The organism is Cohnella baijiui (genome assembly GCF_020731285.1).
GTDB lineage: Bacteria > Bacillota > Bacilli > Paenibacillales > Paenibacillaceae > Cohnella.
In genome coordinates this window covers 1-17436 of sequence record NZ_JAJFOW010000030.1, presented here as the reverse complement: position 1 = coordinate 17436, position 17436 = coordinate 1, and the positions used below count along the sequence as shown (strand labels likewise).

The 17436-nt window shown below is 52.9% G+C and carries 13 protein-coding genes and 1 tRNA gene; 13 read left to right on the top strand and 1 reads right to left on the bottom strand.

What is annotated here, in order from left to right:
* Window positions 1-52 precede the first annotated feature (52 nt).
* The 3 genes from ytaF to LKX83_RS22540 are packed head-to-tail and all read left to right on the top strand — an operon-like array spanning window position 53 to window position 1966.
* Window positions 53-748 (top strand): sporulation membrane protein YtaF, encoded by a 696-nt coding sequence (ytaF, locus tag LKX83_RS22550; protein WP_227885088.1) that lies wholly within the window; start codon window positions 53-55, stop codon window positions 746-748.
* Between the two features lie 25 nt (window positions 749-773).
* Window positions 774-1370 carry a dephospho-CoA kinase gene (gene coaE, locus LKX83_RS22545; protein WP_227885087.1) on the top strand — a complete coding sequence of 199 codons (597 nt, stop codon included), beginning with the start codon at window positions 774-776 and terminating at the stop codon, window positions 1368-1370.
* Window positions 1367-1966, top strand: a complete 600-nt coding sequence (locus LKX83_RS22540; RefSeq protein WP_227885086.1) for a lytic transglycosylase domain-containing protein — start codon at window positions 1367-1369, stop codon at window positions 1964-1966. The genes coaE and LKX83_RS22540 overlap by 4 nt, the downstream gene beginning before the upstream one ends.
* A 57-nt stretch (window positions 1967-2023) precedes the next feature.
* Here the strand turns inward: LKX83_RS22540 and LKX83_RS22535 are convergent, their stop codons facing one another.
* Window positions 2024-2239 (bottom strand): alpha/beta-type small acid-soluble spore protein, encoded by a 216-nt coding sequence (locus LKX83_RS22535; protein WP_227885085.1) that lies wholly within the window; start codon window positions 2237-2239, stop codon window positions 2024-2026.
* Window positions 2240-2351: 112 nt separating this feature from the next.
* On the opposite strand from LKX83_RS22535, the gene nrdR reads away from it, so the two are divergent.
* From nrdR to LKX83_RS22485, 10 genes are all read left to right on the top strand, one after another.
* Window positions 2352-2813 (top strand): transcriptional regulator NrdR, encoded by a 462-nt coding sequence (nrdR, locus tag LKX83_RS22530; RefSeq protein WP_227885084.1) that lies wholly within the window; start codon window positions 2352-2354, stop codon window positions 2811-2813.
* A gap of 95 nt (window positions 2814-2908) precedes the next feature.
* Window positions 2909-2984 (top strand) — tRNA-Ala (locus LKX83_RS22525).
* A gap of 710 nt (window positions 2985-3694) precedes the next feature.
* Window positions 3695-3958, top strand: a complete 264-nt coding sequence (locus tag LKX83_RS22520) for a hypothetical protein (protein ID WP_227885083.1) — start codon at window positions 3695-3697, stop codon at window positions 3956-3958.
* A gap of 307 nt (window positions 3959-4265) precedes the next feature.
* Window positions 4266-8288 carry a hypothetical protein gene (locus LKX83_RS22515; RefSeq protein WP_227885082.1) on the top strand — a complete coding sequence of 1341 codons (4023 nt, stop codon included), beginning with the start codon at window positions 4266-4268 and terminating at the stop codon, window positions 8286-8288.
* Between the two features lie 150 nt (window positions 8289-8438).
* Window positions 8439-9458 (top strand): LacI family DNA-binding transcriptional regulator, encoded by a 1020-nt coding sequence (locus LKX83_RS22510; RefSeq protein WP_227885081.1) that lies wholly within the window; start codon window positions 8439-8441, stop codon window positions 9456-9458.
* Between the two features lie 412 nt (window positions 9459-9870).
* Complete coding sequence (locus tag LKX83_RS22505; protein ID WP_227885080.1) at window positions 9871-10896, top strand: LacI family DNA-binding transcriptional regulator; 1026 nt, start codon at window positions 9871-9873, stop codon at window positions 10894-10896.
* Between the two features lie 20 nt (window positions 10897-10916).
* Entirely contained in the window at window positions 10917-12374 is a 1458-nt protein-coding gene (locus LKX83_RS22500) for an ABC transporter substrate-binding protein (protein ID WP_227885079.1), read from the top strand.
* Window positions 12375-12454: 80 nt separating this feature from the next.
* A complete protein-coding gene (locus tag LKX83_RS22495; RefSeq protein WP_227885078.1) occupies window positions 12455-13345 on the top strand; it encodes a carbohydrate ABC transporter permease in 891 nt (296 codons plus the stop codon).
* Window positions 13346-13360: 15 nt separating this feature from the next.
* The gene (locus tag LKX83_RS22490; protein WP_227885077.1) at window positions 13361-14185 is read left to right on the top strand and encodes a carbohydrate ABC transporter permease; all 825 of its coding nucleotides are present in this window, start codon (window positions 13361-13363) and stop codon (window positions 14183-14185) included.
* Between the two features lie 26 nt (window positions 14186-14211).
* Window positions 14212-16935 (top strand): alpha-mannosidase, encoded by a 2724-nt coding sequence (locus LKX83_RS22485; RefSeq protein ID WP_227885076.1) that lies wholly within the window; start codon window positions 14212-14214, stop codon window positions 16933-16935.
* Window positions 16936-17436 lie beyond the last annotated feature (501 nt).

Here is a 17436-nt window from a genome sequence, read left to right as displayed (position 1 = left end):
TCGCGGCAAGCCTGCGGTCGGCATCGCTTCTGCGTGCAGGAGGGATACGGAAATGCTGGCACACCTGGCATCATTGTTGATACTTGCATTCGCGGTTAGCCTGGACGGGTTCGGCGTCGGCATCACGTACGGCTTGCGCAAGATTCGCATTCCGCTCGCGTCGGCCGCGATCATCGCCGGCTGCTCCGGGATCGTCATTCTCGTTGCGATGCTGGTTGGCGTGTTTATCGCGCGGTGGCTGTCTCCGGACGGCGCGAGAGTGATCGGCGCGATCATCCTGATCGGCATCGGCGTATGGGCGCTGATCCAGTTCGCCCGCAATCGTCGCCGCGAAGCCGGCGCTGCTGATCGCGCAGATGACAGCAAGGCCGAAAGCAGCGCCTCCGAGGCCGCGGTGCAGATGAGATCCGCCGTATGGACGCTGGAGATTCGCCGTTTAGGCGTCATTATTCAAATTTTGCGGACGCCGTCCGCCGCCGATGTGGATCGTTCCGGAATCATTACGGCGGGGGAAGCCTTCTTGCTGGGCCTGGCGCTGTCGCTGGACGCGTTCGGCGCCGGCATCGGCGCCGCGCTTGTCGGGTTCTCTCCCGCGCCGACCGCGATTCTGATCGCGCTCGCGAGCGGCACGTTTTTGTGGGCAGGCATGCGCGTCGGATTTCTCGTTGCCGGGTTGCGATGGGTCCATCGCCTTACCGTATTGCCGGGCATCATACTCGTCCTCATGGGCATTTCTAAATTGTTTTAAGCGGAAGCAGAGAAGAGGTGGCCTATTGAACATCGGATTGACCGGGGGAATCGCCACCGGCAAAAGCACCGTCGCCCGCTTGCTCGTCGAGCGGGGGGCGGCGCTCGTCGACGCGGATCGCATTGCCCGGGAAATTGTCGAACCCGGACAAGCCCCTTTGGCCCAGATCGCCGACCGCTTCGGGCCCGAAGTCCTGCAAGCGGACGGTACGCTGGACCGACGGCGGCTGGGACAAATCGTCTTCGCAGATGCAGCGAAGCGCAAGGAATTGGAAGCGATCACGCACCCGGCGATTCGCGCCCTTATGCGCGAAAGGGTGGAGGCATTGGAGCGAGAGCGGCCGGATCGGCTCGTCGTCGCGGATATCCCATTGTTGTACGAATCCGGGCTCGCATCTCTATATGATGCTGTCTTGGTCGTCTATGTCCCAAGAGCACTCCAACGCCAGCGGTTGATGGCCCGCGACGGGCTGACCGCAGAGGAAGCGGACAAGCGGCTTTCCGCCCAGATGGACATCGAAGAAAAGAAAAGGCGCGCCGACTACGTAATCGACAACAGCTCAAGTCTGGACGATACGGCGAAGCAAGTGGAGCGTTTCTGCCTGGAAATGGGGTTGCGATGAAGCGGCGGCCCAGACGTAAACGTTGGTTCCTGCTCCTCTTGCTCATCGTTCTGGCGATTCTGTTTATCCGGTCGGACTGGATCGGCAAGATGATCTACCCGATCTCGTACAAGGAAGAGATCGCGCGCAGCGCCGAGCAGTACCGGATTGACCCGCTGCTGCTCGCGGCGATCATCCGGGTCGAGTCGAATTACAAGCCCAAGGCGGTATCGCCCAAAGGCGCGGTCGGCATCATGCAGATTATGCCGGATACGGCGAACTGGATTTTGAAGCAGGACAACTTCGGAGGCGTCACGGTGCAGCAAGCCGGAGAGCGGGCGGATGCCGGCATCCGCTTGGGCGCCTGGTACGTGCGGGAGCTTCAGAGGCAATTCAAGGGCGATCTCGTCCAGACGCTCGCTGCCTACAACGCGGGGCCAGGCAAAGTCCGGCAGTGGCTCGAGCGCCGCACCTGGGATGGCAAGGAAGAGACGCTGCGCGACATACCGTACGGGGAAACCCGACATTACGTACAGCGCGTGCTGTTTTATCATAAAAAATACAAGCAGTTATATGACGGAGAGCTCGAATCGGGTAAAATGGAGAAGAAGCCTTGAAGCGCTTCGTCTTCAAGGCCTCCGTTATTTAAGACTTGTGGAAAAATAGCATCGTACTTATTTGCCGGCAAGTTGCTGCTCGGCGATCTGAACCAGACGCTTCGTGATTTGACCCCCGATGGAGCCGGTCTCACGGGTAACCATATTGCCGTAGTATCCGTCCTGCGGGATCGCGATACCCAGCTCTTGGGCCACTTCGTACTTCAGTTGCTCCAGAGCACCGATCGCTTGAGGGACTACCAGCTGGTTGCTGCTGCGGTTACCTGCTGCCATTGTTGTTCACCTCCTTGCGGTTGGTATCCGTATTATGTGCGATCTGTGAGCGTTCAATGTAAGGGAAGGTCTGGCAAAATAAAAGCATACGCAAGAAAGGAGCGGTAGAAGCTTGAAATGCCCATTTTGTGATTACGGCGGCACGAAAGTGCTGGATTCGCGGCCCGCGAACGACAACAAGTCGATCCGCCGCCGCCGGGAGTGCGAACAGTGCAGCCGGCGGTTCACCACGTTCGAAATGGTCGAGGAGACGCCGTTGATCGTCATCAAGAAAGACGGAGGCCGCGAAGAATTCAGCCGGGATAAGGTGCTGAGAGGGCTGCTGCGCGCCTGCGAAAAGCGCCCGGTATCCGTTGGCCAGCTGGAGGTTATCGTGTCCAATGTCGAACGCGAGCTGCGCAACACGGCCCAAGCCGAGGTCGAGAGCCGCGTCATCGGCGAGATCTGCATGGAGGAGCTGTACCCGGTAGACGAGGTCGCGTACGTCCGGTTCGCCTCCGTTTACCGTCAATTCAAGGACATTAATATGTTTCTCAAGGAACTGAACAACCTGATCTCCAAGCACGGCATATAGCCGCGTCGATGCGCGAAAAATCTTCGAAAATCCCGTTGACATGCCCATGTTTCGTATGATACACTCATTCTTGTCGTCACGATCCAGTGACACTTGGGGCCATAGCTCAGCTGGGAGAGCGCATCGCTGGCAGCGATGAGGTCAGGGGTTCGATCCCCCTTGGCTCCACCAAATGCAACCTTCAGACACGCCAAATAAAGGCGTGTTTTTTGCATTTGGTGGAGCCCCGTAGGGGGCGAACCCCAGGGGTTCGTTCCACGCGCACGGAACGGAGTGGAGGAGCACGGCATCGATATTCACCGCTGCGCTCTGCTTCCTCGGATATACTTCGGCAGCAACTTTAATGAAGATATCGATATGCCCCGATTTGGCTCCACCAAACAAACGACCACCTACCACGTCCGTTCGGACGTGGTTTTTTTGTTGTTTGGTGGAACATGCCAAGGGGGTGATGAACCCCTAGATGGGGTTCGTTCCGCGCGCACGGAACGGAGTGGAGGAGCACGGCATCGATATTCACCGCTGCGCTCTGCTTCCTCGGATTTACTTCGGCAGCAACTTTAATGAAGATATCGATATGCCCCGATTTGGCTCCACCAAACAAACGACCACCTACCACGTCCGTTCGGACGTGGTTTTTTTGTTGTTTGGTGGAACATGCCAAGGGGGTGATGAACCCCGAATTAGGATTCGTTCCGCGCGCACGGAACGGAGTGGAGGAGCACGGCATCGATATTCACCGCTGCGCTCTGCTTCCTCGGATCGATTGTGTTTGGAAAGCACAAGCCTTCTGAAGTGAAGCAGTTGAGAACAAAGATCATGTAATAACGAAGGCTGACGATCTCGATACACTGGGCAGATCCGCCGCGGCAACGGATGGCTTGATTCATCTGGCGTTCGCCAACGATTTTTCCGGCTTTGAAGGCGCGCTGGCTCTGGATTTGCGGGCTGTTGAAGTCATAGGAGCGGCGCTCTATGATGATCAACATCGCCCGGCGAAGGTCTTCGCCGTCGGCGGCGGAACGAATCGCTGGCCGACGCTTCACCGCCCGAATGCGGCGGTTCTATACCGTCTGGCGCTGAAATCCGCCCCGGCGGGCTCGCGGCTGCTTGGCGCAGACGATGAAGGCATTTCCGTTTCATGAGATTGCCGCGGGAGGTGTACCCAAAGCCCATCCGGCAGCTCCCTTTATGAAGAGAGTTAAAAGGCGGATCCGGTTTTTCTTATTAAGAAGCCGTTTTTATTGTGAACGATATCATTGTGGGAAAATAATTTTATATCTAATAAATCTTATAAATTACAATTATTTTTGTAAATCGATTGACGCCGCTTTTAATAAATTTTATAAATAATGTGAACGCTCACATAAAAAAAGATTTAAGAAAGGAGCTGAAGACCCAGCGTTGATTTATTGCCATAATTAGATTCATCCATTTCAGAAGGGAGTGCTCATGTTGTTGAATACGAGTAAAAGGAGATTAACCGTTGTTTTGGCTGGAATCGCTTTATTTGCCTCTGCCGTTCCTGCTTACGGAGAAACGACGGCAAAGGTGGACGGTACTGCCGAGAATGCGGCGCAGACGGCCACGGTCCCAACGGCCTGGGATATGAGCGGAACACATTTCATCTTCGGCGATATTGTGGGCGAGAAGTTGAAGAGGCTGTCCGTGAAAGGAACTTCAAAAGTTGCAACCGTTTCCACCCAAGTCGGAGAACTGAAGAACGATTACCGTGTAAGAACGTTGGAGGGGAAAGGCAGCGAGCTCTCTTTTCAACTGTCGGATCTGACGCCGAACAAGACGCTTACACTGGAACTGGAAGAGATCCATACGCGAAGCGACGACACGATGTATTATTCGATTTACGTAAACGGACAGAAAGTGTATGTCAGAACTTACAGCGAGGTTTCGGAAGGGCCTAACCACTATTTCGTCCAAATACCGGCAAGCGTCGTTGGCAACCGTAACAGCGTCGCCGTCAAGCTTCATAACGAAGGCGGAGCGAGAATCAATTTCGGCAGAGTCTGGGCATACAGCGACTTCGAAAACATGCTGGCGAGCCAGCATGTTGGCGGCCAGATGGCGGTAGGCTTGTTCCAACCCAATCTGAAGTGGGACGATTACGCCTCCGATTTGGCCTTGCTGAAGCAGCTCAAGACGCAGTACTCGAATTACAGCATGTATAAGCCGAGCGTCGCGTTCGACATCTATTACATGCATTGGAGCGAGGAAAAGACGAAATCCCGTCTGAAATATTTGATGAACTTATCGCACGATTCCGGATTGGCGCTGAACTTGAGCATCAATTCTTGGTGGAGCGGGACGCCTGGCGGCCCCGACGGGAAAGGGGAGCTCTGGGGCGATATCCCCTATAATCAAGTAGTGTACGATCCTTTGAACGTCGACGGCCGAGGAAATTGGAAGCTGTCGACACCGAACATCTGGGGCAGCACGCCTTGGCTGACCATGAATGACGAGCATTACAATCAGGTGCGCGCGGACAAGGTGAAGGACATCACCAGTTATATTTCTACAAAATCTGCCGAGATGAAGCTGGAGGGCAAGCCGGTTCCGACCGTCTCGATCTTCACCGAGAACGAGCCGTTGTACTGGCCATACTTCGCCTTCAATGCTTCCCCGGATGCCGGAGCTGATTTCAGCCCGCTTGTCATTGCGGCAGCCGCGAAGGACGGAGTGACGTTGGACCCGGAGGATGGCCTTTCCGACAAAGAGAAAGATTGGCTGTCAAACCATTTGACCTCCTATATCTCCCAATTGTCACGTTCGATCGCGGACGGGTATGGCTATAACGCGGTAACGGTGGACAACGGAAACGTCTCGCTTCCGGACACACAGCTTGTCGAGAAAGCTTACACCCATATGTTCGTCATGCCGAACTACCCCAATTGGGACGAGAAGAAGGCTGCCTGGGAGACGCACATGGTGAACGGAATTCGCTACGGAGCGGAGTGGGCGGGGGATCTGGATCCCCGATATTTGGACTACATTATCGCCCGCGGCAAATTCTCGGACGTAAATGCGGAAAGAAGCTCCATATCGGACATGGCGACCCTGGAGAAGGCTTATATGGCCGGGGCCGACTATGTGAATATTTATAACTTCCGCGATGGGGACCAGCGGTTAATCCAATCTTTCGACGGGAAGTCGAACGAGCTCGTGCCGACAGCCTCCTATGGTCAGACGTTTCTCGATTACGATTTCGCGGGCGAAGATTCCTTGAACACGAATGCAACGTTGATCGGCGCAGAGCATGTCAAAAGAGATGCTTTAAACGGCTATCACATCGTGACAGCCGATAACGGCGATCCGGGAGGAGGGACGCTTACTTACAAGCTCGACCATCAAGGGATTCCGTTAACGAACGGAGCTGCAGTCGAAATCGAAGGTCGGGCACTCTCCGATTTGAATGCCAATTGCAAGGTGGAAGTATGGGCGGGCCCGAGCCCGGATCAATTGAAGCTGGTCAAGACGTTGAAGAACTTCAGCGACGAGAAGGTGGATATCACCGATGCGATCGACCGCGCCTCTGACACGGCCTATTTGCAACTGAAACTGTTTTCTACGGGATTGTCTAGCAGCTTGTATAGCTGGACGTCCGTCTGGAACGTGAAGGCTGAGTCCCTCTGGGATCAGAAAAGCGGGCATACGAACGGCTTCCAGTATACAGAAGCGCAAACACGGGAGAGAAACCAGTGGATTGCCTATCGGGCGGATGTGGAGAGAATGCTTGAAGATTACAAAGAACGTGCGGGTGCGGATGCAACCTATACTCGCATTCTTGCGCAGTATCTCGCCGACCGCTATGCTACCGCCTATGCCATGTTGACGCAGGAGCTTTCCCAGACGCTGCCCGCGAAATTTGCCGTCAAAGGAAACGGAGCGTTGGGACGGTATCCAGTCTCGCTGAAGGTTACAAACCCTGACGAAGTTGTGAACGCCGTGCTTTACGAAGCAGACGAAACAGTCAGTCTTAGCTTGAAGGCGGAAAACGCCACAGCGGTAACGGCAACCTTAACGGGACTGCGCGGAGCGTATTACAAGGCTGTCGACGAAGGCAACGGCAGCTTCTCGATCGTCCGCGCAACAGGGAAAGAGGCTACGGCCGTCAAGGTTCAGGGAGGCAGAGCGGCTTTCGTTCTGAACGCGGCGGACGAGACGGCGAAACGTTATCCGCAACATTTTGAAGCGTCTTACGTCAGCATCGATCAGGAAACGAAGCAGGCGGCGCCAGAAGGTTATCTGTATATTCGCTCTCAAGATCCGGCTGTTGGAGAATATGTGAATTTCGTTCAGCTCAAGCTTGCGGAAAACGCGGTTATTGTTCGCGGTTCAGACGGAGCGTCGGACGATAAACTCAAGGCTGTACCTGCCGCGATGCTGTTCGACGGGGATAAGCTCGACATTACGATGAACGACCGGAATGAGGCTGTGCTTGTTAAAGCTTATTATGGTAAAGAAGCTGGTAAAATTGCCTCCGTATCGCCAATCTCCATTCAAGGGAAACGGAGTGATGCTTTCATCCAACTGGAAGGCCAAGAGCCGCTGGAGATCGGTTCGGAGGCGGTATTCGATTCGCCGAAAGCGACCGGAACGAATATTTTTACGGCTCGAGTAGACGACTTGGGGTTCCGCCCGGGGGATGAAGTCACCGTTTATTACAGTCCTTATACGTACCAAGGAAGCTCCAAACGCGCGTTGAGGATCGCCGAAGTATTCGATACGCTGACATCGGAGACATTCGAAAACGACGATTGGTCCGATCGAATCTACCGAGCGGCGAATGTCAAAGTCGTTCCGCTCGACACCAATTATAAGAATAAAGTCGTGCGACCAGATGATATTTCTGCCCCCGGCGAGTTGGAATGGAAGTTGGACAGCGTGACGCCGTTTACCGACTTGACCATCCAGTATAGCGGAAGAGCCATTATGGGCAGCGATCAGAGCGTCAAGTGGTATGTCAGCGACAACGAGACGAATTGGAAAGAAGTGGGAGTCATCAATCAGCAGGACGGAAACGACGGTAATTTCAACTTGCTGAGAAGCATTGCGTTGCAAGACGAGGTGAAGGGACTCAACACGGTGTATGTGAAATGCGTGTTGAAGACATCCACGAACGACACATGGGCCAGCGTGAACGACGTGAAAATTGTTAAGAAAGCTTCGGCCCGGGACCTTTCATCCGCTACTCTGTCCCTGGGGGACGGCGCTTTGGCTGTCGGTCAGAGCGTTCCCTTGAACGTGGATGCCGTATTTGACAATGGAGACCAAGTCTCCGTCGGCGACGTTAAAACGGTTTACGTAATCGGTGATCCTTCGATCGCAACGATTGAAAATAGAAAAGTAAAGCTGCTCAAGCCGGGGGCGACGACGATCCAAGCTTATTTATCGGAAGGTGGAGTCGTTGTCCAATCGAATGTTCTTCCCATAGTCGTCACTGACGGCTCGGAAGGATAACAATCGGAGCTTCGAGGGAGAACCGCAATGGAAGTTCGAAAGCCAGCATTATCCGGGCCTATGCAAGCAGCCACAAATATTGACAAATGCGGCACGATAGGGCTACCCTGAAAAGGATAACAATCCGCTTAGGTTAAGGAGTCCTCTCTCGTGACCAGTACGATAAATGACGTGGCAAAGCTGGCCGGTGTGTCTCGGCAAACCGTGTCGAGGGCGGTAAACCAACCGGGCCTGCTTCATCCCGAAACGCTTGCTAAAGTCAAAAAAGCGATCGAATTGCTCGACTACCACCCCAATGTAACGGCACGAAATTTGGCCAACAATTCGGTGAGGTCGGTCGGTTTGTTTATGCCTTTCGGCGCGAGCCAAGTCAGGCAAAACTTGTTTTTCTCCACGTTGTCCGCGACGATCTGCCATTTCTGCGCGGAAAATGATTTTGTGCTGCAGCTCTTCACTTCCGTGCAAAAGGAAAGCTACAGCGACTTGTTTAAAAAGCTGTATCGGGAGAAGAGGGTGGGTGGGCTAATATTGACATGCCCTACTGTTAACAACAATGAGATCGTTGACCTGCTATCGGCCCACATTCCGTTTATTCTGGTTGGCCGCCCGGGGATCGATCTGGAGCAGATTCATTATGTGGATGTGGACAACGTGGATGCGGCTTATCAAGCCACAAGCTATTTGTTGCAGCTCGGACACCGCAGGATCGGTTTTCTCAATGCGCCGCCGTTCATGACGCTTTCTGAGGATTTGAGAAAAGGCATGCACCGTGCCTACCTCGAAATCGGACAGTCGCCTACCGATATTATAGAGATCCATACCGATCTGACGTTGGAGTCGGGCTTTGAAGAGTCCCTCAAGCTTCTATCTGATCCGCAGCGGCCGACCGCCATATTCACGACGGACGATCTGATGGCGATCGGCGTCTCCAAAGCGGCCGATCAGCTTAGCTTGGGAATCCCGAACGACCTATCCTTGGTGAGTGCCGCTAAGAACGGATGGGGCGAATTGATGCGGCCGGATCTGACCTATGTGGATACCGGATTCGAAAAGCTAGGTGTGCTGTCCGCTGCGTTTATGATGGAGTTGATCGAAGGGCGGACAGAGGCCGCATATAAGCAAGTGCTTCCCGTTCGGCTCGTACAAGGGGGCAGTTGCAAGGCATTGTAAAGGCGATGAGTCGGTATGTATTTCTAATGTCTTCATATTGGGATTCGGACCGCTTTTGCAGTACCCTTACAAACAATGGGTATTGCAAAGCGGTCTTATGTTTTCCAAACGATGAGGCACTCGCGCTCCATGAAGCGGCGATCGGATTGTGCCAAGATAAATGTGAACGGTAACTTGGCGTCGTCCGGCACAGTGGATTCCGCTCTTCTGTTCAGATGTATACATTCACCCGGCGAGCAAATCGCTGTATTAAGGAACAATAATGCAAAAAATTGTGCCCCCTATGGGTACTCTTTCTGCTGCGGGCGGCTTCCATCCAAAAAATGTCCCAAAATGTTGACAACAAGAAAGAGCTTTCATATACTCTAAATGTGAACGTTCACATGAATTCGCATAAAAAGGAATTTTTTTTATGGCAAGCACGATCAACGATGTCGGTAGGCTGGCAGGAGTTTCCCGGCAAACCGTATCCCGGGCGCTCAACGATCCTGACAGTCTGCATCCAACGACGCTGAAGAAGGTCATGAGAGCGATACGAATGCTGGACTATCACCCCAACATCACTGCAAGGAACTTGGCAAACCGGTCGGTACGAAGTATCGGTCTGTTCATGCCGTTTACAGTGGAGCAGATGCGTCACAATCTCTTCTTCCCTGTCATTTCAACTTCCATTTGCCAGCATTGCGCGGAAAACGACTTTATGTTCCAACTGTTTACGGCCGCACCGGAAGAAGAGGGCTTCAGCGGGTTGTTCAAAAAATTGTACTACCAGAAAAAGGTTGGCGGACTCATTCTTGCGCTGCCGTCCATTAAAACTCGAGACATCGTCGAGCTGATCGGATCCCGCATTCCATTCGTTCTAATCGGCAGGCCGGCGTTTGATCTGGAGCTTGTCCATTATGTCGATGTGGACAATGTTCAAGCTTCCTATATGGCTACCCGCCATTTGCTGGATTTGGGGCATCGATCCGTCGCCTTGCTGAGCGCTTCACCGTCCCTGACACTTTCCGAAGATCTTCTCGCCGGATTTCGGAAGGCTTACGAGGACAAAGGGATTCCGACGGGGAAGGCTTATGTCGCGCATACCGATTTGACCTTCGGTTCCGCACGTTGGGAGATGGAGAAGCTTCTGGATCTGACCGACCCGCCTACCGCAGTCGTGTCGGCGGATGATCTTCTTGCACTCGGTGCTGTCCGGGCGGCGGAAGAGCGAGGAATGTCGGTACCGGGAAATTTATCGATCGTCTGCGCTACCCACAATGGCTGGGGGGACATTGCCCATCCCAAATTTACTTACATCGCGACTGGCTACGAGCAATTAGGTCATTTGGCCTCTAATCACATGATCTCCAGCATTTTGAAGCAAGACATGCCAGCCCTGCGGCAGATTTTGCCTGTCCGGTTGGTTGAATGCAGCAGTACCGCGAAATGCAACTAATATTGAAAAGAGGTCACGCTATGAAAAGAGCTTGGTCAGCAGCACTGGTTCTAACGATGGCGCTTGGAACTGTAACCGCTTGCTCCAATAACGATTCAAGTAACGACTCGAATGCCGGAGCATCCTCTTCCTCCATGGACTCATCGGCTCCGTCCGCTTCGGAGTCGAAAAAACCCCAAACAATTACCGTTGCTTATAATCAAGGGGAGTTTTCGTGGCCAACCTATCAGAAGATGGCTGATGCTTACAAAGAGAAAACCGGGAATACAGTCGAATTCAAATATATTCCGGCCGGCCAATTCGACAATTGGGTTCAGACCCAATTCGTCGGTGGTACGGAGCCGGAAATCATTATGACATCGGATGGCAACAAAGCAGACTGGTTTAAGAATGGTTGGATCGTTGACCTCTTGCCTTCCTTGGAAGAGAATAGTCCGTTCACGGGCGGCATATGGAAGGATTCCTTTCTCGATGGCGTAATCGATTCCGCTCTCGACAAGACGGATGCCGCCAATCCGAAGCTTTACGGCGTGCCGGATCAATTGGTAACCGTAAATTTATACTACAATAAGGACATCTTCTCCAAGATCGGAGTTACGCAGCCGCCGGCCACGATTACCGACTTTTTCGAAGTTGCCAAAAAAGCGACAGATGCAGGCTATGTTGGCTTCAGTATTCAAAATTCGATGGACTGGAATCTCGGTTGGTTCGAGGACGATATCAACCAGACGATTTGGCGTTCCGAGTTGTCGAACCTGGATACGAACCAGTCCGGACAAATCGAGCTCAGCGAATGGGCTGCGGCAGTTAAGAACGGAAAGATTACTGCAGATACGCCGCAACTGAAATCGTTCCCGCAGTTCCTAAAAGATTTGGCCCCGTATTTAAACAAAGGGTTCAATACGGCAAGCTGGGAGTTTGAGGGGCTGTTCAACGACGGCAAGTCGGCCATGACCCTGAACGGCAGCTGGTATCCAAACCAGCATTTGCAAAGCAAATTCCCTGTTAATTACGGTATCGCTCCAATTCCTTACATGGATCAAGGCTATTCTTCTCTCGGCGATACCGAACGGCACAATTATGTTGTGGGCGGAACGCCGTCGCTGACCGTGACCCGCAATGCGAAAAACAACGGAAAGCTTGACGCCGCCATCGATTTTCTTCGATTCTGGACCGACCCGATTGGCGGAGCCAAAATCTTGACCGACGGGTTGTATCAAATACCGGTTGTCAAGAACGTTCCAGTTCCAGAGTTGTTGACGCCGATCATGGAAGGTTTTGGTTCGGATAAGAAGCCGCTTACCGATACGGTCGTCAACTTTACAGCCGAACAAAAGGACGGTTACTTTAAGATGAAGCAACAGTTGCTCGACGGCAAACTAACTCCCGATCAAGTTGTGAAATCCGAGTCCAAAGATATCGATAAGTACGTGAACGATGCGATAAAGGCACATCCGGAATGGAATTTGGATGGTTGACGGCAAATTTCTGTTGACAATCAGGCAAGGGTGCGAAAGCATCTCTGCCTGATCGTCGCAAAGACGGAGAGGTGAACGACATGCGTCTAGGATTGATCAGGAAAAATGGACTTGTCTACATGTGTTTATTGCCTGGATTTTTCTTTATCGGCCTGTTTCTCGTCTATCCTGCTTGGGAAGCGTTCCGCATGTCTTTCCTGGACTGGAATATGCGGAATTACTTGCATCCGGAGTACGTGGGATTTGCAAATTACGTACAGGTTCTCGGGGATCCGGTTTTCAGAAAATCATTTGCCGTGCTATTGGTGTTCGTGATGTGGGCACTCGTTATCTTTCAAGGCGCATCTATCATTGGTGCGTACCTTATTTATTTACTGGGAAACGGCAGAATCGGTGCGATCGCCAAGGCCGCGTTCACGGTGCCGATGGTCGTCCCCGGCATGGTGATAACGCTGTTCTGGCTGTTCTTCTATGAACCTAACTATGGGATGCTAAATCATATCTTAAGTTCAATCGGTCTGGAGAGTTGGACGATGGTGTGGCTTGGTCAGAACCAGGCCAGCGCAATCGGTTCCATCTTGATGAAGGGATTTCCTTGGATCAGCGGCATGGGTTTTCTGATTTATTTGGCGGGATTTCAGGCGATCGACGAATCGGTGAAGGAGGCCGCGGTTATGGATGGCGCCTCTCGTTGGAAGCTGTTTACGAAAGTGGATTTTCCGATGATCCTGCCTCAACTTCGGCTAACGACCATTCTTGTCTTGGTCGGCGGCATTCAGCAATTCAGCGACCAAATGATTATGACCAAAGGTGGACCGGGATACGATACGACGGTTCCAGGCCTGTTTATGTACAATAATGCGTTCAGTTACGGGCAACTCGGCATCGGTTCGGCGATTGGCGTTATCTTATTCTTGATCATTATGCTGCTTACGTTCTTAAATATGCGTTTTATGCGGGAACAGTCCTAGGGGGCGAGAACAACCATGAAAGCACAATCTGCAAGATTTCGTTACGCGCTTATTGTCGTACTCGCCATCTTATTATTTTTTACGATATTTCCGCTTTATTTCATGCTCGTCTCTTCGCTGAAGACGAACTTCGAACTACAAACGAACTTTTTCGGATTTCCGGGAGATCCGCAATTCGAATATTATTCGGAAGCTTTTGCCAAAGTAAAGACCTACTTGCTCAATTCTACCTACATTTCGGGAACGGCTGCGATCGGCGCCGTTTTCGTATCGTGCTTAAGCGCCTACGTCTACGCCCGGTTCCGATTTCCTTTTAAAAACTTGCTTTTTGGTATTAATCTGGCGTTTCTCATGATTCCAGGTGTACTCATGCTGGTTCCTCAGTTTGTTCTGGTGACGAAATTGGGCTTGATGAATAGCCCATGGGCGGCGATTCTTCCTTACATCGCGTCGGGGCAATTGGTCATCACCTTCGTGCTCCGTACCTTTTTCGAGGAAATTCCCAAGGAACTATTTGAAAGCATGCGAATCGACGGCAGCGGTGAAGTTCGGATGTTCTTCCAATTATGCGTGCCGTTTGCGCTACCGATCATTCTGTCGATGGCGCTCCTTAACATCTTGAATTCCTGGAACGATTTCATCTGGCCGCTGCTCGTATTGCCGGATCAGAAGCATATGACACTAACCGTTGGACTTTTTCGGTTCATGGATCAGCAGCAAATTTTATATGGCAAAATGTTTGCGGGAATGACGCTTGGTACGATTCCCCTCATGATTCTGTTCGGGTTCACGATGAAGTATTTCGTTCAAGGAATGACGTCTGGAGCAATCAAGGCCTAGGAGAGATAAATGGAGGGACTCGAAGGATGGGAGAAGGAAGATTGGACTACCTGAAGAAGCTGCATTTGGTGACGCACACCCATTGGGATAGGGAATGGTATCTCCCGTTTGAAGTGTTCCGCTACCGGCTGGTCGGTTTGATGGACCGTCTGGTCGAGACGATGGAGCGGGAACCCGACTATCGATTTCATCTGGACGGCCAGATGATCATCTTGGAAGATTATTTGGCCATTCGCCCGGAAAAAAAGGACCGTCTTGAACGACTCGTCCGCAGCGGCCGGCTTACCATTGGTCCTTGGTACGTGTTGGTGGACGAATATTTAGTTAGCGGCGAGTCGATCATCCGTAATCTGGAGGAAGGCAGCCGATTGGCTGCCGGCTTCGGAGAGACGATGAAAGTCGGCTATTTGCCGGATACGTTCGGCCACATCGGTCAAATGCCGCAAATCCTGAAGCAATATGGGTTGAACCACGCCTTGATCTGGAGAGGATTAAACGGCTCGCCGGGCAGCAATCCCTCCGAATTCTGGTGGGAAGCGCCGAGCGGAGACAAGGTGTTGACGATTCACCTCCCGCATCTATACGGTTATACGAGCGCGATGAGTCTGCCGGAAAATCCCTCCGAAGCAGCGGATCGCATTCGCGAATTGGCTGTGACAATCGGAGAGCGAACGATGACCGGCCACGTGTTGCTGATGAACGGATTCGATCACCTGGAGCCTCAACGAAACGTGCAGGCGATCGTCGATCACTGGAACCGGTCAGAGAACGTTCCGATCACTCAGACGACGATCGAGGACTACATTCGCGAATCGGTAGGAAACGAAAGTGCGGAAAAGTCAAGCCTTCCCGTTCTGGCGGGCGAGTTCCGCAGCACCAATCATCAGCCGGACGGATGCATCAACGCCATTTTGCCCGGGGTACTGTCATCGCGAGTCTATCTAAAGCAGCAGAACGCGGAAATGCAGACCCTACTGGAAAAAAGCGTGGAGCCTCTGCAAGCGATTACTTACTCGCTATGGGGCGAGAATGACGCCGCCTTCGTTCGCGAAGCGTGGCGGTTGATTCTGCAAAACCATCCTCACGACAGTATCTGCGGCTGCAGTGCCGACGAGGTGCACGACGAAATGGAAACTCGGTTCTTGAAAGCCGGACAAATCGGCCGCCAGCTTGTGCTGGAGAGCCTGCACAGGGTGGCCGGGCGCATAGAATTGTCATGGGTTCCGTCCGGGGCGATTCCCGTCATGGTGTACAACCCGCTGCCATGGCGCAGGGACGCGGTTGTCGATATTGAACTGGACAGCGACGATTTAACCGTGTACCGGTCGGTTCGCGTGCGGAACGAGGCAGGCGACGAGACAATTGGCGAAATCGTCTCGTTCAAGCCGGTCTGTCCGATTCAGCCCTACTCGGGTCGGTATCCGCTCGGCAAAGCCGAGACATATCGGCATACCGCCCGAATCCGCGTCGACAATATGCCCGCGTTCGGTTATCAACTGCTTGCGGTTGAACTGAGTTCGGTACCGCGTCTTGCATCGTTGCCGGAATTAACGGCGCGTAAATTCATTGCGAACGAATTTGTCCGTATCGAAGTGGAAGCCGACGGCAGCCTGACATGGACGGACCTGAAGTCTGGAGAAGTTTGGCGGGGACTGCACTGGTTCGAAGATGGAGGAGACGCAGGCGACGGATATACCTACTCACGGCCAATTCTGGACGAGAAAATCGTTTCCTGCTCTGTCCAAAGTGTGAGTACGGCAGGTGAAACGGACATCCAATGCCGGATGACCCTTGTGACTGCACTCAGCGTGCCAAAGGAGCTTCGGCCTGACGGCAAAGGGAGAAGCCGGGAGATGGTGACGATGACGATAACGACGCATGTGATGTTGTCCGCGGGTTCCCGTACAGCGGCGTTTCGAACGGAAATCGACAATCCGGCTCGTGATCATCGCGTCCGGCTGTTGTTCCGAATGGCGAAGGGGGCAACTCCCGTACTCGCGGGAGGCGCATTCGACATTGTCGCCAGGAGCGAGAACGTGCGGCAGCCGAATGCCGAATCATGGTTCGAGAACGAGCCGACGACATTCCCGTTCCAACAGTTCGTCTATGCGGACGGGCCATGCGGAAGATTCGTTCTGACGGCGCAGGGGCTTCACGAATACGAATGGGTGGCGGACGGTGATTCGCAGACGGGAGAAGGGACGCTCGCGATCACCATGTTCCGAGCAGTATCTCATATGGCGAGAGCAGACCGCGGGATGAGCACCAGCAATCGGGCGGGGCCTGGTTTGCCGGCAGAAGGTGCGCAAGTGCTGCGTAAGCTCGTTTTCGATTATTCACTCACGATCGGATCGGCAGCTGCTGCCATCGTCCCTTGGCGGATTGCGGACGAGCATGCGGTTCCGGCGCTCTCTTGCCGGCTCGATGCAGGCGAGACGGCCGCGGGAGCTAAGCTCCCCAGCAAACGCAGCTGGCTGGAAGTCGATTCCTCTCAGGTATATGTTTCGTCCATTCGTCCAATGACGGATGGCAGCGACGGCTTCGAGCTGCGGCTTGTTAACTTGAGGGAGGCGTCCGTCCGCACAGTCGTGAAGATTCGGATGCCGGTCAAGAGCGTGCAGGCCGGATCGGTAACAGGTAAGCAACTGTCGACGATTCCGCTCAGCATAACGCCGGAATCCGCCGATATCGAAATCGATCTGTCACCCAAAAAATTCGTAACCCTGTTCGTGGAAACGGAACGGAACTGAAGTTTTTGCAGGGAGGAAGATGTTGGAAATGGTTCACCGTTGCGCTCTGCTTCCATGGATATACTTCGGCAGCAACTTTAATGAAGATATCGATATGCCCCGATATGGCTCCACCAAACAAACGACCACCTACCACGTCCGTTCGGACGTGGTTTTTTGTTGTTTGGTGGAACATGCCAAGGGGGTGATGAACCTCGATTAGGGTTCGTTCCGCGGTCGGAAAACTCTAACGGGTACAACAGCGCTTATTTTGCTCGAAATGCTACAATATTCATTCTAACGGTTGCTGACGAGCTTATTCGGTAGATTATTCACCAAATCTATCTTATTTTGTTCAAATAGCGTCGCTCAGAACCGTTAGAATTTTTAAAAGCTAATATTACCAATGATAGCCTCTGTGGCAACCGTTAAAATAAGCTGCACCCATCGCGCCCATCATCACCCCAATCACCCCAATCACCCCAATCACCCCAATCACCCCAATCACCCCAATCACCCCAA